This is a genomic window from Hafnia alvei (assembly GCF_900095695.1).
Classification (GTDB): Bacteria; Pseudomonadota; Gammaproteobacteria; order Enterobacterales; family Enterobacteriaceae; genus Hafnia; species Hafnia alvei_B.
Map to the genome: position 1 here is coordinate 54,924 of NZ_FMIQ01000049.1, position 22,187 is coordinate 77,110.

Annotated in this window: 23 protein-coding genes; 6 read left to right on the forward strand and 17 right to left on the reverse strand. The window is 49.0% G+C overall.

Going from position 1 to position 22,187, the window contains the following annotated elements:
• Positions 1-88: 88 nt before the first annotated feature.
• Together BN1044_RS13055 and BN1044_RS13060 are read left to right on the forward strand one after the other, a co-directional pair.
• Positions 89-1,651, forward strand: coding sequence for a YjjI family glycine radical enzyme (locus tag BN1044_RS13055; protein WP_139130944.1), 1,563 nt, complete (start codon positions 89-91; stop codon positions 1,649-1,651).
• Positions 1,623-2,486: a YjjW family glycine radical enzyme activase gene (locus tag BN1044_RS13060; protein ID WP_072309076.1), complete on the forward strand. Its 864-nt coding sequence runs from the start codon at positions 1,623-1,625 to the stop codon at positions 2,484-2,486. Before BN1044_RS13055 ends, BN1044_RS13060 begins: the two co-directional genes overlap by 29 nt.
• A 169-nt stretch (positions 2,487-2,655) precedes the next feature.
• Here the strand turns inward: BN1044_RS13060 and BN1044_RS13065 are convergent, their stop codons facing one another.
• The 12 genes from BN1044_RS13065 to BN1044_RS13120 all read right to left on the reverse strand — a co-directional run bounded on the left by BN1044_RS13065 (position 2,656) and on the right by BN1044_RS13120 (position 11,171).
• Complete coding sequence (locus tag BN1044_RS13065; RefSeq protein WP_072309077.1) at positions 2,656-3,636, reverse strand: glutathione S-transferase family protein; 981 nt, start codon at positions 3,634-3,636, stop codon at positions 2,656-2,658.
• Between the two features lie 136 nt (positions 3,637-3,772).
• Positions 3,773-4,168, reverse strand: coding sequence for a DoxX family protein (locus BN1044_RS13070; RefSeq protein ID WP_072309078.1), 396 nt, complete (start codon positions 4,166-4,168; stop codon positions 3,773-3,775).
• A gap of 320 nt (positions 4,169-4,488) precedes the next feature.
• Positions 4,489-4,782: a YqjK-like family protein gene (locus tag BN1044_RS13075; protein WP_072309079.1), complete on the reverse strand. Its 294-nt coding sequence runs from the start codon at positions 4,780-4,782 to the stop codon at positions 4,489-4,491.
• Entirely contained in the window at positions 4,779-5,180 is a 402-nt protein-coding gene (locus BN1044_RS13080; RefSeq protein ID WP_072309080.1) for a phage holin family protein, read from the reverse strand. The genes BN1044_RS13075 and BN1044_RS13080 overlap by 4 nt, the downstream gene beginning before the upstream one ends.
• Positions 5,180-5,485, reverse strand: a complete 306-nt coding sequence (locus tag BN1044_RS13085) for an ElaB/YgaM/YqjD family protein (RefSeq protein WP_004846778.1) — start codon at positions 5,483-5,485, stop codon at positions 5,180-5,182. Before BN1044_RS13085 ends, BN1044_RS13080 begins: the two co-directional genes overlap by 1 nt.
• A gap of 136 nt (positions 5,486-5,621) precedes the next feature.
• Entirely contained in the window at positions 5,622-6,011 is a 390-nt protein-coding gene (locus BN1044_RS13090; RefSeq protein WP_072309081.1) for a DUF1090 domain-containing protein, read from the reverse strand.
• 262 nt (positions 6,012-6,273) lie between these two features.
• The gene (gene mzrA / locus BN1044_RS13095) at positions 6,274-6,708 is read right to left on the reverse strand and encodes an EnvZ/OmpR regulon moderator MzrA (protein WP_081329587.1); all 435 of its coding nucleotides are present in this window, start codon (positions 6,706-6,708) and stop codon (positions 6,274-6,276) included.
• Positions 6,677-7,354 (reverse strand): DedA family protein, encoded by a 678-nt coding sequence (locus BN1044_RS13100; protein WP_072309082.1) that lies wholly within the window; start codon positions 7,352-7,354, stop codon positions 6,677-6,679. Before BN1044_RS13100 ends, mzrA begins: the two co-directional genes overlap by 32 nt.
• A gap of 82 nt (positions 7,355-7,436) precedes the next feature.
• Positions 7,437-7,928 carry a hypothetical protein gene (locus BN1044_RS13105; protein ID WP_247650315.1) on the reverse strand — a complete coding sequence of 164 codons (492 nt, stop codon included), beginning with the start codon at positions 7,926-7,928 and terminating at the stop codon, positions 7,437-7,439.
• 289 nt (positions 7,929-8,217) lie between these two features.
• Positions 8,218-8,613, reverse strand: coding sequence for a fluoride efflux transporter CrcB (crcB, locus tag BN1044_RS13110; protein WP_025799091.1), 396 nt, complete (start codon positions 8,611-8,613; stop codon positions 8,218-8,220).
• A 286-nt stretch (positions 8,614-8,899) separates the two neighbouring features.
• Positions 8,900-9,673 carry a transcriptional regulator ExuR gene (exuR, locus tag BN1044_RS13115; RefSeq protein WP_025799089.1) on the reverse strand — a complete coding sequence of 258 codons (774 nt, stop codon included), beginning with the start codon at positions 9,671-9,673 and terminating at the stop codon, positions 8,900-8,902.
• 202 nt (positions 9,674-9,875) lie between these two features.
• The gene (locus BN1044_RS13120) at positions 9,876-11,171 is read right to left on the reverse strand and encodes an MFS transporter (RefSeq protein ID WP_072309083.1); all 1,296 of its coding nucleotides are present in this window, start codon (positions 11,169-11,171) and stop codon (positions 9,876-9,878) included.
• Positions 11,172-11,800: 629 nt separating this feature from the next.
• On the opposite strand from BN1044_RS13120, the gene uxaC reads away from it, so the two are divergent.
• From uxaC to BN1044_RS13140, 4 genes are all read left to right on the forward strand, one after another.
• Complete coding sequence (gene uxaC, locus BN1044_RS13125; RefSeq protein ID WP_072309084.1) at positions 11,801-13,210, forward strand: glucuronate isomerase; 1,410 nt, start codon at positions 11,801-11,803, stop codon at positions 13,208-13,210.
• Positions 13,211-13,439: 229 nt separating this feature from the next.
• Positions 13,440-14,915 (forward strand): tagaturonate reductase, encoded by a 1,476-nt coding sequence (locus tag BN1044_RS13130; RefSeq protein ID WP_072309085.1) that lies wholly within the window; start codon positions 13,440-13,442, stop codon positions 14,913-14,915.
• Positions 14,916-14,937: 22 nt separating this feature from the next.
• Positions 14,938-16,428 carry a UxaA family hydrolase gene (locus BN1044_RS13135; RefSeq protein ID WP_072309100.1) on the forward strand — a complete coding sequence of 497 codons (1,491 nt, stop codon included), beginning with the start codon at positions 14,938-14,940 and terminating at the stop codon, positions 16,426-16,428.
• A gap of 97 nt (positions 16,429-16,525) precedes the next feature.
• A complete protein-coding gene (locus BN1044_RS13140; RefSeq protein ID WP_072309086.1) occupies positions 16,526-17,059 on the forward strand; it encodes a YgjV family protein in 534 nt (177 codons plus the stop codon).
• Positions 17,060-17,217: 158 nt separating this feature from the next.
• Here BN1044_RS13140 and BN1044_RS13145 read toward each other — a convergent pair whose 3' ends face one another.
• The 5 genes from BN1044_RS13145 to osmY form a co-directional block, all read right to left on the reverse strand.
• Positions 17,218-18,483, reverse strand: coding sequence for a NupC/NupG family nucleoside CNT transporter (locus tag BN1044_RS13145; protein ID WP_175421607.1), 1,266 nt, complete (start codon positions 18,481-18,483; stop codon positions 17,218-17,220).
• Between the two features lie 227 nt (positions 18,484-18,710).
• Positions 18,711-19,511 carry a TatD family hydrolase gene (locus BN1044_RS13150; RefSeq protein WP_072309088.1) on the reverse strand — a complete coding sequence of 267 codons (801 nt, stop codon included), beginning with the start codon at positions 19,509-19,511 and terminating at the stop codon, positions 18,711-18,713.
• Positions 19,511-20,707, reverse strand: a complete 1,197-nt coding sequence (locus BN1044_RS13155) for a patatin-like phospholipase family protein (protein ID WP_072309089.1) — start codon at positions 20,705-20,707, stop codon at positions 19,511-19,513. The genes BN1044_RS13150 and BN1044_RS13155 overlap by 1 nt, the downstream gene beginning before the upstream one ends.
• Before the next feature lie 309 nt (positions 20,708-21,016).
• Complete coding sequence (locus BN1044_RS13165; RefSeq protein WP_004846733.1) at positions 21,017-21,178, reverse strand: DUF1328 domain-containing protein; 162 nt, start codon at positions 21,176-21,178, stop codon at positions 21,017-21,019.
• A 137-nt stretch (positions 21,179-21,315) separates the two neighbouring features.
• Positions 21,316-21,930, reverse strand: coding sequence for a molecular chaperone OsmY (gene osmY, locus BN1044_RS13170; protein WP_072309090.1), 615 nt, complete (start codon positions 21,928-21,930; stop codon positions 21,316-21,318).
• Between the last annotated feature and the right edge of the window lie 257 nt (positions 21,931-22,187).

Here is a 22,187-nt window from a genome sequence, read left to right on the forward strand (position 1 = left end):
CTCACGGCCCATATCAGGATCAATAGATCGCTGGCTTATCCTCTTTAGAATGACGATAAAACAGCACTATTGCCCGCAGAGAGGCGTTATGACGAATTCCATCAATACTTCTGAACTACCTGCTTTACTACAGCGTTGCCAGCAAATTGCGACCAGCGAAACGCTGTCTCCAGAGCAAAAACGTCACTTTCTGGCTCTAGAAGCCGAGAACGCCCTGCCGTATCCCAATTTACCACCAGAAGCTCGTCAGGCACTGGATGAGAACGTGATTTGCGATATGTTTGAAGGGCATGCGCCGTACAAGCCACGCTACGTTCTGCCGGATTACGCCAAGTTTTTGTCACAGGGCTCCGAATATCTGGAATTGGAACCGGCGCAGGACTTTGACGACGCACTAAATATGCTGTGCATCCTGTACCACCATGTACCTTCCGTCACCTCTATGCCGGTATTTCTCGGTCATTTAGACAGCTTATTGCTGCCTTATGTTGGAATTCTAACAGAAAACGAATTATATATCCGCATAAAACGTTTCTGGCGTTATCTGGATCGCACTTTACCAGATGCCTTTATGCACGCAAACATTGGGCCGAACGATAACTTACTGACTCGCCTGATTTTACGCGTAGATGCAGAGCTGAAGCAGGTTGCGCCTAACCTCACGTTTATTTACGATCCACAAATCACGCCTGAATCTTTGTTACTTCAAGCGGCTAAAAATATTTGTGAATGCAGTAAGCCTCACATAGCCAACGGCCCTGTACATGATAATATTTTCACAAAAGGTGGCTACGGCATTGTCAGTTGTTACAATTCTCTGCCGCTTGCCGGGGGCGGAAACACCTTAGTTCGTATTAATTTGCGGCAGGTTGCGTTACGCAGCGAGTCTTCACAGGACTTCTTCACTCGCCAACTACCGTATTATTGTCGCCAGCAAATTAATATTATTGATGCTCGAACCGACTTCCTCTACAACCAATCGCATTTCTTTGAGCAAAGCTTTCTCGTAAAAGAAGGTTTAATCGATCCTCAGCGCTTTGTACCTATGTTTGGGATTTATGCGTTGGCAGAAGCCGTAAATATTTTGCAGGAGAAAGACGGTTTATCGGGAGTTTACGGTGAAAATGAGCAGGCTAATCAGCTTGGCTACCGTATCAGTGAGCAATTAGCTGAATTTGTAGCGCAAACGCCGGTTAAGCACGGCTGGAAACAGCGTGCCATGCTGCATGCTCAATCGGGTATTAGTTCTGACATTGGCACCACGCCGGGCGCACGAATTCCTTACGGCACAGAACCCGATCCCGTCACCCATTTGATGACCGTTGCGCCTCACCATGCGTATTACACATCGGGCATCAGCGATATCTTAACGCTGGAAGAGACCATCAAGCGCAATCCTGAAGCCATGATGCAGCTTTGCCTCGGAGGTTTTGCCGCGGGTATGCGTGAGTTTTCAGCTAACGTCTGCGGCAACGATCTGGTTCGCATCACCGGTTACATGGTGCGTCTGTCTGATATTGAAAAATTCAATGCGGAAGGCTCTCGCCTAAATACCACGTGGCTGGGAGAGGAAGCGGCCAAAAACACCGGGATTATGCAACGCCAGCCACGAGTGATTAGCCATGAGCAAACGATGCGCTTCGGTAAGTAAGATCTTACCGTTCTCCTGCGTCGATGGGCCAGGCAGTCGCCTGGCCATTTTTCTGCAAGGGTGCAATCTAAACTGTAAAAATTGCCACAACCCCTACACCATTGGCCTTTGTGACCACTGCGGCGACTGTGTAGCAACCTGCCCTCATCAGGCACTAAGTCTGGTGGAAGGGAGCGTGCGCTGGGATGAGAAGGCCTGCCAGCAATGCGATACCTGCCTGCAAACCTGTACGCGGCAGTCCAGCCCGATGGTGCAGCGCTACAGCGTAGATTCCCTTTTAGCACAGGTAAAACGTAATGCGCTGTTTATCAATGGGATCACCGTTAGCGGCGGCGAGGCAACGCTGCAACTGCCCTTTTTATATGATCTCTTTACCGCGATTAAATCCACGCCAACGCTCAAGCATTTAACCTGCCTAATCGACAGTAACGGCGAACTATCCACCGCTGGCTGGGAGAAAATCGCACCATGGATGGACGGTGCTATGATCGATCTTAAAGCTTGGGGAAACGAATGCCACAAGGCATTAACGGGGCGAGATAATCAAAGGATCAAGCAAAGTATTCAGTGGTTGGCAAAACACGACAAGCTCAGCGAACTGCGTCTGCTGGTGATCCCACAGCATAGCGATCATCTGCAACATGTCGATGAATTAGCACAGTTTATTACCGCACTCGGTGAGATTCCGGTACGCCTTAACGCCTTTCATCATCATGGTGTTCGCGGTGACGCGCAGGCATGGCAAAGTGCCACAAAAGAAGATATTGAAACGCTAGCCGCCGCGCTTACCCAGCGTGGCGTACAGCAGATTATTCGCCCTGCGCTGTATTTGTGAGAAATAAAGAAGTCTCGCTAAGGTGTAATCCCGTTCGTTTAAACGATCGAGATACACGGGGCTAGCACACCGCGGGGCCTCCGGCAGCTAAAGCTGCTACGACCCCATCGGTGTACTTCCCCTAAAATCACGCTTAAGTGAACAGCATTGCCGCTAAAGTGCGGCTTAATTAACGTTTATCGCGGCCGTGCGGAGCCTCAAGATCTTGCTTTGGCCCGATCGAAATAATGCCCGTTGGGTTGATGGTTTTATGGCTGCGATAATAATGATTACGGATGTGTTCTAGATTGACCGTCTCTTTAATACCCGGTATCTGATAGATATCGCGCAGGAATCCATATAGATTCGGATAGTCACTGATCCGCTGCCAATCGCATTTAAAATGCGTCACGTATACTGGGTCAAAACGCACTAACGTGGTCCACAAACGAAGATCGGCTTCGGTTAAGCGCTCGCCAGTTAAGTAACGTTGACGAGCAAGAATGCTTTCCAGCTTATCTAATGAGGCAAAAACCGCGCTAACGGCTTCATCATAGGCCTCTTGCGACGTCGCAAACCCTGCTTTATAGACGCCATTATTGACGGTGTCATAGACCCAGCTATTGAGTTCATCAATCTCAGCACGCAATTCCAACGGATAGAAATCACCCGGCTTAGCGCCTAAATCATCAAACGCAGTATTAAACATACGAATGATATCTGAGGATTCATTGCTGACGATGGTTTGGGTTTGTTTATCCCACAGCACAGGGACAGTAACGCGCCCGGTATAGTGCGGATCGGCTTGTAGATAGAGCTGATAGAGAAAATCATGCTGATAAAGTTCATCCCCGGTCGCGGCAGGGAAAGAACGATCAAACGTCCAACCATTTTCCAGCATCAGCGGGCTGACCACGGAAACAGGTATCAGCGTTTCCAACCCCTTGAGCTTTCGAACTAACAACGTGCGATGTGCCCACGGACAGGCCAAAGAGACATAAAGATGGTAGCGATCTTTTTCAGCCTTAAATCCCGGTTCATTATTTGGGCCAGCAGATCCATCAGGAGTGACCCAGTTACGGAATTGCGCGTTTGAACGCTTAAAACGTCCACCGGTAGATTTGGTGTCATACCAGATATCCTGCCAGATACCGTCAACGAGTTGTCCCATAAATCCTCCTGATTGTGCCCAATAATTTGCCGGGAAGTGACTTTATACCAAAGCATAAAGGGGCGTTTTCGCCCCTTTACTATCTCACTATAGCCCTTTTTACTCTAAATCATTCGAGCTGTAGAAAGGCAAGTCATTACCATTTTTTGTTCAGTAAACGGTCGATGCTGAATGCGCCAGGGCCTGCAACTGCCAGAACCAAGTATCCACCAGCGATAGTCAGGTTTTTCATGAACATCAGTTGGTTAACACCTTCCGCAAAGTTCGAGTGGAACAGGAACGCGGTCAGAATCGTGAAGCCTGCGGTAAACAGTGCAGTAGTGCGAGTCAGTAAACCGAACAGAACGGCTAAACCACCACCCAGCTCTAATAAAATAGTCAGCGGCAACAGTGCGCCGGGAACACCCATGGCTTCCATGTATTGCTGCGTGCCAGCGTAGCCAGTGACTTTGCCCCAACCCGCAGAAATAAACAGGATTGGCATCAGGATACGGGCGGCCAGCAGTGCGATATTTTCTAATTTGTTGCTCATTTTCATGCTCCAGACAATTTTATGTTGCCGCTTATGCAGCGCTGTTCGGTGTGAGGCGTGCAATCCATGTGGCGTTAGCCATATTGTGGAGCGCGTTTCTCTCGATGGGCTAATACTAGGACAAAGCATGAAGGAGTGTTAGCGAGTAAAATTGCTGGAATTCTTCAAAAAAACTGAAGTCAAAAAGTTATAAGAAAATAATCAAATACAATAAGTTAAAAGATAGCATGCGAGTGATTTCGCAAGTTATTACTTTTAATTTAGATAAACACGCAGGATTTTTGTGGGATTTTTATCGATTTGAAGAAAGAGAAATTGGGCTAGGATTTTGAGTAAAACGCTTTACGTACCACTTTAACCACGCCCCATACACTGAATGCACGGCGCGTCCAGCGAGCGGTTTTAGCCGGATGACGAGCGCCATATAATGCAAGCAGGCTTGAGCCTAACAGCATAAATTTGCGTAACCGCATCACGGCCGAAACACGGTGGTCAAATTTCGCAGTGAGCTGCAACCATGCACGACGCTCACCGGCTAAATCAAGACGTTGCTGCTGAACTTGACGCAGCAAACGTGCTTTCTCCAAAGCGAGTTCTTGTCGATTACGGCTCACTTGCGATCCTCTTCCAGTAGCTCTCGGTCAATCTCTAACTGCCGGCGAGTTGACCCTAGCAGCGTTGATCGTCGAGCTTTGGTGATAGTCCAAATTGCCCCAATTAATGCTAACCCCAGTAAAACAGCGGTGGTGATACCTAAAGCCATCAAACGATAGGCTGGATCAATCGCCCAAAAGAGCAAAACCAGCAACGTCATCAAACCAAACGCCGTAAACAGCAGCGTAATGCCCGCCATCATCAGCAATTGAATAACGTTAGCCTTTTCCTCTTCCAGCTCCACCACGGCCAAACGCAGCCGAGTTTCTACCATGCCAACAATAATGGTGACAATGCGCTGAGCGGTACTCAGAACCCCGCGAGCGGGGCCCTGAGAAGTTGCGTTATCAGCAGGCATTAGCGGCGAGCCAATAGTACGCCTAGCACCACACCGACCGCTGCGCCGATGCCAACACCAGTCCAAGGGTTGTCATGAACATAGCTATCTGCACGATCTGCGATCTCTTTGGTTTGTGCAGCCACTTTCTCACCGGCCGCGTTCAAGCGTGCACGGCTACCTTGCAATGCGCTTTCAGCTTTCGCACGGATTTTTTCCAGCTCGGCCTTCGGCTTATCGGTAGAAGAGTTCAGAACTTCTTCTAAGGTATCGGCAAGGGACTTCAGTTCAGCACGTAATTGCTCGGAAGTTGAATCGTTAGCCATTCCTAGACTCCTTAACTTTACTGATATGGTCTTTTAACATAGCGAGCTTTTTCCATGAGCGCAAAGGTAATTGCCACATATCCTTCTGCATCTGCCGTATTTGGTATGAAAAAACTCGGTTTTTTGGCGACGCTAATTACTGCCCTAACGCCTGCTGCGCCTCTTTCAACTCATCTTGAGCTTCGACCAGTTTTTTCTCTTTTTTACTGATTTTGTCAGTTTTACCGGTTTGCTGAGCTTCGCTGAGCTCCTGCTGGCGTTCAGCAACTTTCTGCTGTTTTTCTGTTACGTCCTTTTGCAGATCGGCGCGTAGCCCGGCTTCAGTACAGTTGCTTTTCACTTCACTAAGCGCCTTCTGCAAACCTGCAACGCGATGCGTATTGTTGTGCTGTTGGGCATATTGGATCTGTTCTTCAATACTTTGTTGCTTGCTAGCACAGGTCACCGCCGCAGCATTAGCAGCTGCGCTCATCATGCCCAAAGAGGCAACGGTCATAGCAAAAATTACGGTTTTTTTGAATGTCATGAAAAGTCCTTATTAAGTTTGAAAGTGCCCCACTCCGGGGACATGTATCTTTGTATCATCGAAACAAACATACGATTCGATAAGCATAACGCGATCGCTGAAGTGCGTCCGACCGTTATAACTATAACCTGCAATTATTAACGATTACTTATCACTATCATTAAATAATAGGTGCTTTGTCGTCAAAAAAGGGAGCCGGTAATCGAAAAATCAGACAATCCTTAAAAACCAAAACAGAGCCATAAGGCTCTGTTTTTAATGTTTAGCTGCTAAGTCTCGGTTGCCTGGGAGGATCCTTGACGTCACCCTCGCCTGACTGAAATAGCGTGCGCCGATGCGTTTTAGAAGCAATGCTATAGCCACGCGGCAGCACCGTCTGAAGCACATGCATTGCCTCATCTTGCTGTTCGGGCTTAGCTAAATGAACCAGCAAACCGTTCCCGTCTGGCGTGATGCTTTTAATACTGATGCCGTGCTCATCGAGTTTCTGGTAGACAAAAAAACCATCGGGCGTTGCTAAACCAGACTGCGTTGCGCTGATTTGCAGCGTGGTTTCCTTATGCACCAAATGTGGCACCACCCACCATGCAAATGCAGCGACGATCAGCGCCAAAAGCAGCAAAGCACGCTTCCATCCAAGCCGTTGAATAAGTAACAGAGTCACGTTATTTCCTTTGCTCAGGCTGTGTTGTTGCATGTTTTTTACGCCATAGCACGACCAATGACCCCACCAATCCCACGACCAGAAGAACCAGCGGCAGCATCATCAACAGGAACATCAGCTGGTCTTCATAACGCAGGAATAACGGCGTTTTACCCAGCACATAGCCTAGCGTTGTCAAAATAATGACCCACAGAAAACCGCTCACCCAGTTAAAGAACTGGAAGCGAGTGCTGCTTAAACCCGAAAGACCCGCAATCAGCGGCAACAGCGTGCGCACGAAAGCAAGAAAACGTCCGACCAACAGTGCCGATAGACCGTGCTTGTGGAACAAATGATGCGAGCGCTGATGGTAGTGTGCGGGAAGATGAGAAAGCCACTTTTGCACCAGCCTGGTATTGCCTAACCATCGCCCTTGGATATACCCCACCCAACAGCCGAGGCTAGCCGCGGTAGTTAGCACAAAAATAGTCATGCCAAAGCCCATAGTACCTTTAGCAATCAGCACGCCGACGAGGATCAGTAAACTATCACCCGGTAAAAAGGCCGCCGGCAGCAAACCATTTTCCAGAAATAAAATCACAAACAAAATGCCGTAAATCGTCCACACTAGCGATGGATTCGCCAGTGTTTCATAGTCCTGCTGCCACAGGGCGTGTATCAATTCGTTAATCATATCCATCGAGTATTCCTAACTGAAAATTCGGAAGGTCCATCCGCCAGCTCATCTCATGGACGTCACAAAGGACGATGGAGTCAGGGAGCTAGCTAAAGTTAACCAACGTGCGCGTGGCATCCGGTTGGTCATACGTCAGCTTTCCTCTGTATAGAATATTACTCTCTTTCCAGCCACCCAGCCGATTTTGATGTGGGGGAAGCTGTAATGTTCGTAATAGAGCAAGAGAAACAACCTCGGCGCTATACTGTCGAGAGGCTTCGAAATAGGGAATTTCCGCGCGCAGGGGTAGAGGAGCATCCGGCAACTTAGGCGACGCTCGCCCTTGTTCTGATCCCGATTGCATATGGAGGCGCAGCAGCGCCGCCAGTTTCCGCGAATTAGATTTACGAGAAAGATATTGCTGACGTTCACTAGGCAGTTGCATGACCGACATGGACAAACTGTCTATGAATATCTCGTCTAAATCGCTATCTGCTTTAACAACGTAGGCTGGATTAGCATAGTGATTCGCATTGTGCGAATGCCAAGCCGTTTGCTTGCCAGAGGCCATACTGACCCAGCATAACAACAGTAACATAACGGTGGCAGACGAAAGACGCTTCAATATTTTGTTGCTTCCAGACATATGCAGAAAAAAGTCGGCTAACTGTAGCAAAATCACCGTCTAGGAAACAGCAGAAAATACGCATTTATCACGACGAATTTAGCGATATATAGGCTTATTTGCGTCTAGTTTCCACGAGGTTCAAGAAAAGGAAACAAGAAGGAAAAAAAGTAGGTATTAGTATGATCAATGAACCATGCCGTGTTTACCTATTACTCTCAATAAACACACGATCTCAATAAACACGGCTAGACATGACTGGTTAACCTGGCATTGAACCACGGCTTAGCAGCGCATAGCCTGCGGCAACCGCAATCATACACAGCACCAGATTCAAAATAACGTTCATGGCCGCCCGCAGCCAAAATCCTTGAGTAAACAACGCTAGGGTATCAAACGAGAACGTGGAAAAGGTGGTTAATGCCCCCAGAAAACCAACCGCAATCAGTGGGCGCCAATGAGGAGAAATTAGCGTTCCGGTATTTAGCGCCGCAACCAATAACCCCATGATAAAACAACCCACCACGTTCACCGTCAACGTTGCGTAAGGGAATGAATTCCCAAACCAACCGTTAAACCAATTGGTAATTTGAAAACGGGTAATAGCTCCCACGGCGCCACCAAAGGCAACAATCAGTAGTGTTAGGCCATAGCTCATGGCGTGCTCCTTGATAATAACAAGCATGTTATAAATGAAGACTGTTAGCAGCGACGATTTGATTGACTACAGGGAGAGAATTTTAGCCCGGCAGCCAAACACTATCGCCCTGAATAAACAGAGAAATAAAGCTCAGACTTCTGCCAGGCGTCATCAGCGAAAAGAGATAGCTCTTTTGGCGGTTTTTAGTTGCCGAGAATTTAGCAACCAACGGTGGAGCACCATCACCGATTGAATTATAGATTAAGCCGACGATTCTTTACAACATACAATCAGTTGGGTGAAATCATTTAGCGTTGGTCACGCCGTCCAAATGAACCACCGGGTTTTCAGCGAACAGATAGCGATCGACGTTAAACTCAAAGTCATCGGTGGTTGCTTGGAAAAGCATTTGCTTCGTATTTTCCAAATGTTGCCACATCGCCACCTTCGCGCCGTAAGGATCTTTACGCATTAGCGCTTTGAGGATCTTGTCATGATCTTCGCACCAGCTTTCGATCGACACATCATCGATATGCTCATGGAGTTTTAGCCAATACGGGTTATGAATACGCTGGCTCCACATCTGCTCCACAATCGTAGCCATAGCTGAGTTCTGCGTGGCCAAAGCGACCTGCACATGAAATTTCAAATCCCATTCAGAATCACGGAAACGATCTTCCTGACGCGCATGTTCCTGAATTTCCATCAGCGCCACAATGTCCTGCTTTGTAACTTGAGTCGCCGCAAACTCAGCAATATTACTTTCAATCAGCTGACGTGCTTGCAGCAGCTCAAACGGCCCTGCACTCGCAAACTGAATATTGCGGTTGGGCTGAACCAACGTTTTTGGCTGATTGCTGATGACATGGATGCCAGAACCTTTACGCACCTCAACATAGCCCTCTACCTCCAGCATGATGATAGCCTCGCGAACCACTGTGCGGCTCACGTTCATCTCTTCGGCGATAAAACGCTCGGCTGGCAGCTTCTCACCCACAGGGTAAACGCCTGATTCGACGCGCTGTTTCAGCTCTGCGGCTAACTGTTGATACAGTCTTCTGGGTTCTGTGAATTCCATTTATGGTGCTCTATTAGGGTTAAGAATGGGCAAATGCTGTGATACATGCAGATTTAAATCTGTTATACCACTTTTCCAATATGGGCACCAGAGAGCCCAACGCTCTGGTTATGGGTAAAAAATACAGGTAAAAAAAATCCGCCGATAAAGGGCGGATTTCAAGGATACGGTCGATAACTTAAACCGTTAATATATCAGAAGGTTACACCGTTGCTTTCTGATGGCTCGATGCCGCCTCAACCTCTTCCGCCGTACGGTTTTGCAGCACCGTCCAGATAACCAGTGCACCCAGCAGGTCAAAGACCGCTAGCGCTGCGAACAGCGGGCTAAAGCCGATAGTATCTGCCAATGCCCCGACGACTAGCGCAAACATGGTACTCGCAGTCCATGCCGCCATCCCGGTCAAACCGTTAGCGGTCGCTACCTCATTACGCCCAAAGACATCGGAAGATAACGTGATCAATGCACCAGACAGAGACTGGTGAGCAAAACCACCTACACACAGCAAAGCGATTGCCGCATAAGGGCTGGTGAACAAGCCGATCATCCCAGGGCCAATCATCAGAACTGCGCCCATGGTGACAACCAACTTACGCGAAACAATCAGGTTTACTTTGAAATATTTCTGGAACAGCGGAGGCAAATAGCCGCCCAGCACGCAACCAACGTCAGCAAACAGCATCGGCATCCAGGCAAACATCGCAATTTCTTTCAGGTTGAAGCCGTAGGCTTTGAACATGAATAGCGGGATCCAAGCATTGAAAGTCCCCCACGCTGGCTCAGCCAGAAAACGTGGCAGAGCAATGCCCCAGAACTGGCGGTTACGCAGAATTTCCCATGCAGACATACGCTTAGCGTTGTTGGTTTGGTGATGCGCTTCCTGACCGCTCAGGATGTAATCACGCTCTTCGTCAGACAGTTTCTTCTGGTCTTTCGGATGTTTGTAGAAGATTAACCAGCAGATTGCCCAAATCAGGCTGAGCGCACCGGTAATAATGAAGGCCATTTCCCAACTGTGTGCAACGATAGCCCACACCACTAATGGAGGCGCAATCATCCCACCAATCGATGAACCTACGTTAAAGTAACCCACGGCGATAGAACGTTCTTTCGCAGGGAACCATTCGGATGAGGCTTTCAAACCAGCAGGGATCATCGCGGCTTCAGCCATACCCACCGCACCGCGTGCGATAGCTAAACCACCCCAGCTACTGGCTAATGCAGTACCCATACAGAATACCGCCCACAGGATGGCAAACAGTGCATAACCCACCTTCGTTCCCAGCACATCAAGCACATAGCCCGCAACGGGCTGCATGATGGTATAACACGCAGAATACGCAGCAATAATGTAAGAGTATTGCTGGGTGGTGATATGCATGGTGTCTTGTAAGGTCGGAGCAGCAACGGCAATGGCGTTACGAGTTAAGTAACCCAATACAGTTCCCACGGTAACCAAGGCTATCATGTACCAGCGTAAGCCTTTAATTTTACGCATTTAAACTCTCTCCCAGTATATCCCGTAACCTTCAAGCGACATCAGCATTGGCCGACTTCCGACACCTTGAAATTGTTTGGGCTTAGAACTCTGCCTTGTGGAACGCCTTTGGCGATATGTGCAAGGCTGCAATGAACCGCGCTTGTGACTGCGCCGCGTAATAACTCTCCATATTGAAACGGTGATGGCGTTACTTATGAGGTACGCATCTACCTTATTCATCTGCGCTGTGGTTCTAAAACTACGGCTCTAGATGGAAAGTTCGGACGTTCCTGTTCCGACTTTGAATTGGTTTTCTGTTGCTTGGTCAATAGATATTGGTCAAACCACCATTCATGATTGGTTAGGGCAATACTCATTTCTCAGCGGAGGCTAAGATAACTTGTCATACAGATTTAAAAGTTGAGAGCCATCACAAAAACCATTTTTGGATTAAGGAATAATAAACACACATTTTGGCCACGTAGAAAAGTGGCTTCATAAGCGAAAGTGCTGAGTAATTATTCTGTTTTGTCGCTTTCATTACGCTAATCGCGGAAAAAGTTCTGGACGAGCGCCATAATTGGTGTGATAACTTTAGCCGCAAAAGAATAGCTCACCGAAGCGTTACGCTCCTGAGGAACCCGATTATGTCGCAGTTTTTAACCGAAGATTTCTTGCTTGATACCGAGTTTGCGCGCCGCCTGTACCATGATTACGCGGCTGAACAGCCAATTTTTGACTATCACTGTCATCTCCCTCCTGAGCAGATTGCACAGGATTATCGGTTTAAAAACCTGTATGACATCTGGTTAAAAGGCGACCATTACAAATGGCGTGCGATGCGTACCAACGGCGTTGCCGAACGCCTATGCACCGGCGACGCAAGCGATCGTGAGAAGTTTCAAGCTTGGGCTGAAACCGTTCCTCATACCATTGGTAACCCGCTCTACCACTGGACACACTTAGAATTACGCCGTCCATTCGGCATTACCGGTACCCTGCTCTCTGGCACAACGGCAGACGATATCTGGAATCGCTGCAATGCGTTGCTTGAACGCGATGAGTTCAGCGCTCGCGGCATCATGAAGCAGATGAATGTCAAAATGGTAGGTACTACGGACGATCCTATTGACGATCTGAGCCATCATAAAATCATCGCGGAAGACAGCAGTTTTGACGTCAAAGTGCTACCGAGCTGGCGTCCAGATAAAGCATTTAACATTGATGCCGCGATCTTCCCTGAATATATGCAAAAGCTGAGCGCTGCGGCCGACGTTGATATCCGTAAATTCAGCGATGTCTGCGATGCGCTTAAAATCCGGATGGACCACTTTGCCGCGCATGGCTGCAAGGTGTCTGACCACGCATTAGATGTGGTTATGTACGGCGAAGCCGACGAAGCCACATTGAACAGCATTCTGACCCGTCGTTTAGAAGGCAAAATGCCAACCGAGCAAGAAGTTGCCCAGTTTAAAACGGCGGTGCTGTTGTTCTTGGGCGCCGAGTACCATAGACGCGGTTGGGTGCAGCAATATCACATTGGCGCACTGCGCAATAACAACTCTCGCATGTTTGAAACCGTTGGTCCTGATATCGGTTTTGACTCGATCCATGACGCGCCGGTGGCTTTCGCCCTTTCTCGCTTGCTCGACGCGCAAAGCCGCTCTAGTGGCTTAGCCAAAACCATTATCTATTGCCTGAATCCACGCGATAACGAAGTCATCGGCACCATGATTGGTAACTTCCAAGGCGAAGGTATGGCGGGAAAAATGCAGTTCGGTTCTGGCTGGTGGTTCAACGATCAGAAAGACGGAATGCAACGCCAGATGACTCAGTTAGCCCAGCTTGGTTTGCTGAGCCGCTTTGTTGGCATGCTCACCGATAGCCGCAGCTTCCTGTCCTACACCCGTCATGAATATTTCCGCCGCATCCTGTGCCAAATGATTGGTCGTTGGGTGGCTGATGGCGAAGCACCGGCAGATATCGAATTGCTGGGCAATATGGTGAAAAACATCTGCTTCGATAATGCCAAAAACTATTTTGCGATTGAGTTGTAATTACCCTAGGGCGGTTTAGCCGCCCCTTTTTTCTATACCCAAAATAATTCGAGTTGCAGGAAGGCGGCAACACAGTGAATCCCTAGAAGCTTACTTGAGTAAGTGACTAGGGTGAGCGAGGAAAGCCAACGCACATGCAACTTGAAGTATGAAGGGTATAATACCCAACGCTTGTTCCTTTTATATGTTGAAGGCCGCCAAATGGCGGCCCCTCTGAGGTAGATCCAGAATGCAAACTCTTAATCGTCGTGATTTTCCCGGCCGCCAGCACCCAGACAAAGTGATTCAGTTTGGTGAGGGTAATTTCCTACGCGCGTTTGTAGACTGGCAGTTGGATCTGCTGAATGAGCATACCGATTTAAATGCGGGCGTCGTTGTCGTACGCCCACTAAATAGCGATTTCCCGCCGTCGCTCAGCACGCAGGACGGTTTATTTACCACCATTATTCGTGGTTTGAATGAACAAGGCGAAGCCGTTCGTGAGTCTCGCATCATTCGCAGCGTGAACCGCGAAATCAATATGTATCAAGACTTTGATGCCTATTTGGCGCTGGCGCATGATGCCAACATCCGCTTTGTGTTTTCGAACACCACCGAAGCAGGTATTAGCTATGTCGCCGAAGATAAGCTGACCGATACCCCTCCAACCAGCTTCCCAGCCAAGCTGACACGTTTACTCTACGAGCGTTTTTGCCATTTCGATGGCGCAGCCGATAAAGGTTGGGTGTTACTTCCATGCGAACTCATCGACTACAACGGTGAGGCACTGCGTGAACTGGTGTTGCGCTACGCTCAGCAATGGGATTTACCGTCAGAATTCGTCCAGTGGTTAGAACAAAGCAACACGTTCTGCTCAACGCTAGTAGACCGTATCGTCACCGGATACCCGCGCGGCGAGGTCGAAGCGTTGACGAGCGAACTGGGCTATCAGGACGCATTTTTAGATACCGCAGAGCACTTTTACCTGTTTGTCATCCAAGGCCCACAGTCGCTGGCCCAAGAGCTTCGTTTAGATGCCTTTGCTCAGGATCATAAGCCGCTGAACATTCGCATCGTTGACGACATCAAACCCTATAAAGAACGCAAAGTGGCGATCCTTAACGGCGCTCATACCGCACTGGTTCCGGTGGCATTCTTAGCAGGACTTAACACCGTGGGCGAAAGTATGAATGACGCTCAGATAACCGAGTTCGTGGAGAAAGCGATTAGCCAAGAGATCGTGCCGGTGCTCGACCTGCCAGCTGATGAGCTGAAATCCTTTGCCGATGCGGTGCTGAGCCGTTTCCGTAACCCGTTTATTCAGCACCAATTGTTGTCCATTGCGTTAAACGGTATGACGAAATACCGCACGCGTATTCTGCCTCAGGTGCTGGCTTACCAACAGAAGACCGGCAAATTGCCACAGCGTTTATGTTTTGCCCTTGCCGCGCTGATCGCGTTCTATCGTGGCGAACGCGATGGTGAAAGCTATCCGTTGCAAGATGATGCTCATTGGCTCGAACGTTACCACTCCGGCTGGAGCGCAGTAAAAGCAGGAAGCGAAAATCTGGAAGGCTTAGTACAAAAAATCCTGAGCGATGCCGAACACTGGGGACAAGATCTTAATCAGATCCCTGAGATGACCCAAACCATCGCCGGATACTTACAGCAAATTGAACAGCACGGTATGCGTTCTGCCGTTTCATCATTATCCGCTACTGCCTGAGCTGAATTGAATTATGCAAAATATGCCTAGCGTTATTAAAATTCACCCGCTGGATAATGTCGCCGTTGCCCTGCGCGATCTCAGCGCAGGTGAGACCCTTAGCGTGGAATCACAATCTATTCATTTACTGAGCGATATTGCTCGTGGACACAAATTTGCCCTCACGCCTTTGGCATCGGGTGACATGATTGTGAAATATGGTTTACCCATCGGCCATGCCTTAACCGCGATTGCCGCAGGTGAACATATTCATTCGCAAAACGCGAAAACTAATCTCAACGATCTGGATCAGTATCAATACCAACCCGATTTTGCCGATCTTCCGGCGCAGATGGCCGATCGTGACGTACAGATCTATCGCCGACAAAACGGCGATGTAGGGATCCGTAATGAGCTTTGGATCTTGCCTACCGTTGGCTGCGTTAACGGTATGGCTCGTCAGATGTTAACCCGCTTTTTGAAGGAAACCGGCGATGCCGAAGGCATCGACGGCGCTTATTTATTTACTCATCCATTTGGTTGCTCACAGTTGGGCGACGACCACATCAATACCCGTACCATGCTACAAAATATGGTGCGCCACCCTAACGCCGGTGCTGTCCTGGTCGTTGGGTTGGGCTGTGAGAATAACCAAATTGCGGCTTTCCGTGACACGCTGGGTGAATACGATGCCAGCCGCGTACATTTCATGGTGTGTCAGCAACAGGATGATGAAGTTGAAGCCGGTATCGAACATCTGCACCAGCTTTATCAGGTGATGCGCAACGATCGCCGTGAAGCGGGCAAACTCAGCGAGTTAAAATTTGGCTTAGAATGCGGCGGTTCTGACGGCTTATCCGGCATTACCGCTAATCCGCTGCTGGGTCGTTTCTCTGATTATGTGATCGCCAACGGCGGCACCAGCGTTCTCACCGAAGTACCTGAAATGTTTGGCGCTGAACGCATTCTGATGAGCCGTTGCCGCGATGAATCTACGTTTGCAAAGACCGTCGACATGGTTAATAACTTCAAACAATACTTCATCGAACACAACCAGCCTATTTATGAAAACCCGTCTCCGGGCAACAAAGCGGGCGGTATCACCACGCTGGAAGAGAAATCCTTAGGCTGCACACAAAAAGCAGGACAGAGCCAGGTTATCGACGTGCTGCGCTATGGCGAAAGGTTAAAAACACCGGGGCTGAATTTGCTGAGCGCACCGGGCAATGATGCGGTTGCCACCAGCGCTCTGGCCGGAGCCGGATGCCATATGGTGCTGTTTAGTACCGGTCGCGGTACGCCATACGGCGGCTTTGTTCCAACCGTGAAACTGGCTACCAATACCGAAATCGCAACCAAAAAACCGCACTGGATCGACTTCGATGCAGGCCAGTTGTTGCATGGTAAAACCATGGATCAACTGCTGGTTTCATTCATCGACATGATCGTCAATATCGCCAATGGGCATCAGACGCGTAACGAAATTAATGATTTCCGCGAACTGGCCATTTTTAAGAGCGGTGTAACGCTATAAAGCCATAGCAATAGTCGCTCGCAGAAAAAACGGCGTTCGTGTGAGCGCCGTTTTTCTATCTGAAGCGACATGAAGAAAGGATTAAAGGGAGTTAGATATGCATAGCTACGAGTGGTTTGCACAGGGCGTGGGCGTTTTTGCTTTTCTGGTGGGTATCACCACTTTCTTCAATCGCAATGAGCTGCGCTTTAAATACCAACTCTCTATTTATTCAGCCATTATTGGTCTGCATTTTTTCCTGATGGGCGCGCATTCAGCCGCCGCTGCTGCCGAACTTAATGCCATTCGTACTGTGATATCCACTCGCACACGCAGCACTTGGGTGATGTTTATTTTTATTGCTCTCACGTTAGGGTTTGGCGGCTATAGCCTGCAGCACGCGATGGAATTGCTGCCGATTATTGGCACCGTTGCCAGTACCTGGGCGCTCTTCCGAACCAAAGGATTAACCACGCGTTGCGTCATGTGGTGCTCCACCGCCTGCTGGGTCACGCACAATATCTGGCTGGGCTCGATTGGTGGTTCACTGATTGAAGGGAGTTTTTTGCTGATGAACGGCTTCAATATTATCCGTTTTCGCCGCATGCAGCTGCGCGGGATCGATCCGTTTAAAGTTGAAGGTAAAGCTTAGCGACAGAGGTATGCCAGATCGTTTAAGAGATTGAGGTACACGGGTCTACCACCCCGCGGGGCGCTCCCTAAAATCAGGCTTTTAAATAAATCGACATGAATCTATCGAGAGGTCACAACCTCCAGCCCAACGAGCGGGCTGGAGATTGAGTAAAACCATTACAGCGCGAGGAAGAAACCAGCGATTGTGGCGCTCATCAGGTTTGATAACGTTCCTGCGGCCACGGCTTTCAGACCGAAGCGGGCGATATCATGACGGCGCGTAGGTGCCATGCTTCCCAAGCCTCCGAGCAAAATAGCCACCGATGAGAGATTCGCAAATCCACACAGAGCGAAGGAGATAATCGCTTTGGTATGGTCGGAAAGAACCTGCAAGCCCGCGGCGGTAACTTCCGCATCCGCTTTGAGGTATTCGCCAAAGTTCATGTATGCCACAAACTCATTCACGATAATCTTCTGACCAATGAAAGAACCCGCAATCTGGGATTCGCTCCACGGCACACCGATCAGATAAGCAATCGGCGAGAAGACCCAACCCAAGATCAATTCCAGTGAAAGCTGCGGATAATCGAACCAGCCACCGATACCGCCCAGCATACCGTTAACAAGCGCAATCAACGCAATAAACGCCAGCAGCATCGCGCCCACGTTCAACGCCAACTGCATACCAGACGCCGCACCCGCAGCCGCGGCATCAATCACGTTAGCCGGGCGATCTTCTTCAGCAATCAGCGCCGCTGCGTCAGTTTTATCGTGGGTCTTTTCCGTTTCAGGCACAATCAGCTTGGCGAAGAGTAAGCCACCCGGCGCCGCCATAAATGACGCCGCAATCAGATACTCCAACGGCACGCCCATTTGTGCGTAACCCGCCAATACTGAACCCGCCACCGAAGCTAAACCACCGCACATCACGGCAAACAGCTCAGACTGCGTCATGGTGGAGATATATGGGCGAACCACCAAAGGTGCTTCAGTCTGACCCACAAAAATATTTGCGGTTGCAGACAGGGATTCTGTTCGGGAGGTGCCCAACAGTTTCTGCAAGCCACCGCCGAGCAAACGGATCACGATTTGCATAATGCCGAGGTAATACAGCACAGCAATTAATGAGGAGAAGAAAACAATAACGGGCAAAACGCGCAGTGCAAATACAAACCCGCCACCGCCAAAGACTTCGAACATTTTGTCAGACACTAGCCCGCCGAAAATAAACGAAATCCCTTCATTTCCGTAGGCAATCACGTTGGCGACGCCAGAGGACATGGCACCCAACACATCCCGCCCTGTGGGAACATAAAGCACGAACGCGCCGATAACGACCTGAATAAGAAATGCGCCAATCACGGTGCGTAGGTTGATAGCACGACGATTGCTCGAAAGTAGCACGGCAATCAGAATGAGTACCGCCATCCCTACCACGCTCATAATAAGTTGCATGGAATAGTCCCTGTAACGCGTTAGATTTTTTGATTGAGTATCGACGAAAGATTCATATTGCCGATGGGGGCGATTATACCGAGGAGAGAGGAATTATTGGTCAGTGTCGTCACAGTTTTATACAACTTGAAGCATCTAAAATCATTAAAATGAGATGTACATCACATCAATGAAAACAGGTATTTCATCCGCATTTATAATAGTTAGCAATGAATCTAAAACAGCGCGGAAATACCGAACAATCTATCAGTATTTACCAATATGGCGTCGGCTATCACTGCGGGAGGTTCGGGTCTGAGTTGGCATAGCGTTTCGAATACCTGACGCACACGTTCAGGGCGGTTTGGCTCTCCTTGGTAACCCGCCAATGGCATATCGGGCGCATCGGTTTCCAGCAGTAATGCGCTTAATGGCAATTGGGCGATCACCTGCCGTGTTTTCTGCGCTCGCTCGTAGGTTATCGTGCCGCCAACACCGATAAAATAGCCTAACTTAATGAATGCCTGAGCCTGTGAAAGGCTGCCAGAAAAACCGTGCACAACGCCACATCGCGGCACCGCGGCATTTCTTAACTCACGAGCTAGCTGATCGTGGGAGCGGCGCGAATGTAAGATCACAGGTAAATCATGCCGCTTGGCCAGCTTTAACTGAGCTTTTAGCAGCGTAATTTGTCGCTCAAGCTGTGGGTCGTCCATAAACAAATCAAGCCCAATCTCACCGATTGCGACTAGCTTATTTGGTTTCTGCGCCAAGGCCTGAGCAAGAACATCAATATCCTGCTCTCGATGCTGGGCGATATACAGTGGATGAAGACCTAATGCGGCGTATAGCATCGAGTAACTGTTCGCCAGTTCAAGCACTCGCTGAAAGCGCTGTGCGCTGATGGTTGGCACGATGATGCTACGCACTCCCTGTGCGTGTGCCAGCTCAAGGCTTTCGGACTCATTACCGCTAAACGGCGGAAAATCAAAGTGGCAGTGAGTATCGACGAACAGCGCATCAGCCATAGGAGCCATCACGTCGAACTGTCCTGCGAAGACGGTTTATCTGCTTTTTTGGCAGCGCTAGGGTCAATGGTGGTTTGCCGAGCGCTTTTATCCAAATGCACGCTATCAGGCAATATCAAAGACTTCTCCGCCACCATATTGGTTTGCGGTTCCGGCAGGACGATGCCATTTTTAGCCGCCGAGTGCGTTGCCGCCACAATTGGCACTTCAGGAGAAATCGTATCTGACGGCTGCAATAAACGACGAGAGAACGCTCGTTTGTCTGCATTGGTTTGATCTTCTCGTGGCAATAGCCAGTGCCCAACGGTGGCTAAAAAATAGCGACCACAGCGACGCCCGAGATGATAATCCGCATTTAAGGCTGCAGTTTTGCTCCCTAACGCATGGCTTGCCAGCGGCTTCGGCGGATAGATTTCAAATACCCTCACTTTGCCGGGCGGTTTCTCAATGAAACGCTGAATACGACGATAGCTTTTCTCATGGTACTTCATCATCTTGACCATTTGCTGCAGGCTACTTTCACCCAGCAGGGCTTCCATTCGACGCATCCACTTTGGGGTATAGAACATTTGTGATGGCACGGTGCGTATCACCACAATCGTATCCGCTCCGCGTCGATGGGCTTCGCGCACCGGGATCGCATCGCTTATCCCGCCGTCATGATAGCTCACACCGTCTAGCTCAACGCCCCAGCGATAGAATCCAGGGATCGCGCTGCTGGCTTTGATCACATCCAGCCAATTTTTACGCTGAGCGGGGAAATAGGTAGGAGCAAAATCGTCACTACGGCTGGCACACATCAATAATTGGCGGCCATCGACTAAATGTTGTTCCGCATAATCCATCGCTAACGGTAGATCGTTTGCCGTAGCCTCAATCAGCCAATCAAGATCGATTAAGTGCCCACCACGGACAAAACGCAGCGGATTAAAGAAATCAATAGAGGTGGTGTAGCGAGTAATGACTCGTCGTGCGTAGCCTGGTTGGCCACAGACAAAAGCGGAAAGGTTTTGTGCTCCGGCAGAAGTGCCGAGATAGAGATCGAAGGGGTTAAAGCGCGCGCGCAAAAATTCATCCAGCACACCAGCGGTAAAAATTCCACGCTGACCGCCACCTTCACATACCAGCGCAATTTTACCCGGCTGGTAGGGTTTGTACGCCAACGGCTCTATATTGCCCAGCGTAATCGGTATTCTGTATCCCAACCATCCATCCTCAATGAGTCTTCACATCCTCCGAGGATACCCTGTCTTGCGCAATTCCGTAATCCTCTTGCAGCAATCCAAGGAGGCAATCATTGTTGCCAGCAAGCCATTCGCCGTCACTGCCAAGCCATTCAGCCAGAGTAGACCTGACTTGACCGCGAATCTGTTTCCACTTACCGACAACAATGTCACCGTTCATATTTACAAACCTTTTGTGCTTTCCATTAAAAATGGATGGCGAATTTGGTGTTGATACCCCCATCACTCATGTTGAATCATCCTAACAATGAGCGCTGAGGATATCTTTACCTAAGGACGACGACGTCCTGTAAATAGGCTGACCAAGAACAGAATAATACCCACTACAAACACCACTTTAGCTGCCCATGCCGCTGTACCGGCCAGACCACCAAAACCTAATGCTGCAGCGATTAATGCAATGATTAAAAAGATAATTCCCCAACGAAACATATGCTCTCCTTACCTTGCCTAAAATAAAAATGAAGTGTCGACCAACGACGTTCTTCTCTTTGTTTCTAAAAGGTCTTTGTTTCTCATAGGTAATCACACCGAACGCGCTCATAAGAGATACGTCCGGGGAAAGCAGATTACTGTTTTACCGTCAGATCGTTTTTAACGCTTTTTACACCTTCCACCGCGCTAGTAACACTTTCAGCACGATCGGATTCAGCTTTGGTTTTCACCGTACCGGAAAGCTGTACCAAGCCATTTTCGGTTTCCACTTTCACATTACGTGATGGGACGATGTCATCAGCCAGTAATTTCGCTTTTACTTCGCTAGTGATAGCCGTGTCACTGGCGTACCCGCTAACGCTGGCCTTGGTGCTATCTTTTACGTGCAGCTTATCGCTCACGGATTTAACGCCTTCAACACCTTTCGCCAGAGTCACCGCGCGTTCTGCCTGATCCTGTGAGGAGACAAAACCGTTCAAGGTAACGACACCTTTGCTGGTATTCACAGAGATATCGTTGCTTTTGATATCTTTGGCATCAACCAGTGCACTTTTAACTTTAGCGGTAATCCCGCTATCGTCCATGTAACCATCAACTTTTTTCATGGAGCTATCGATTTTCGCACCGGTAGAGTCAGCCGCGCTTTGTGCCTTCTGCATTAAGGTTTCTTCTGCCAGAGCACTACCGCTAACCAGTACAGAACCTAAAACAATCGCCATCATTGAACGTGCAAACTTGGTATTTTTCATCGATTTCTTCCTTTTGATTTCAGTAACGGCTTAACGCCGTGGGCCGTATTTCAGTCAGCCCTTAATCACATCGTCTCATCGGAGACTCGCTGTGCTAATGCTTAAAAGTGTGGCCGTTGTTCACCATCGGCTCAGCAAGAAGCAGTTAAAACCAGCAATTAACAAACAAACGATTAACAAATCACGGTATGAAAACACGTCTTGTGGACCACTCATCATCCATTATTTAAACTATCAATCGTTAGTCTGCTGATTTA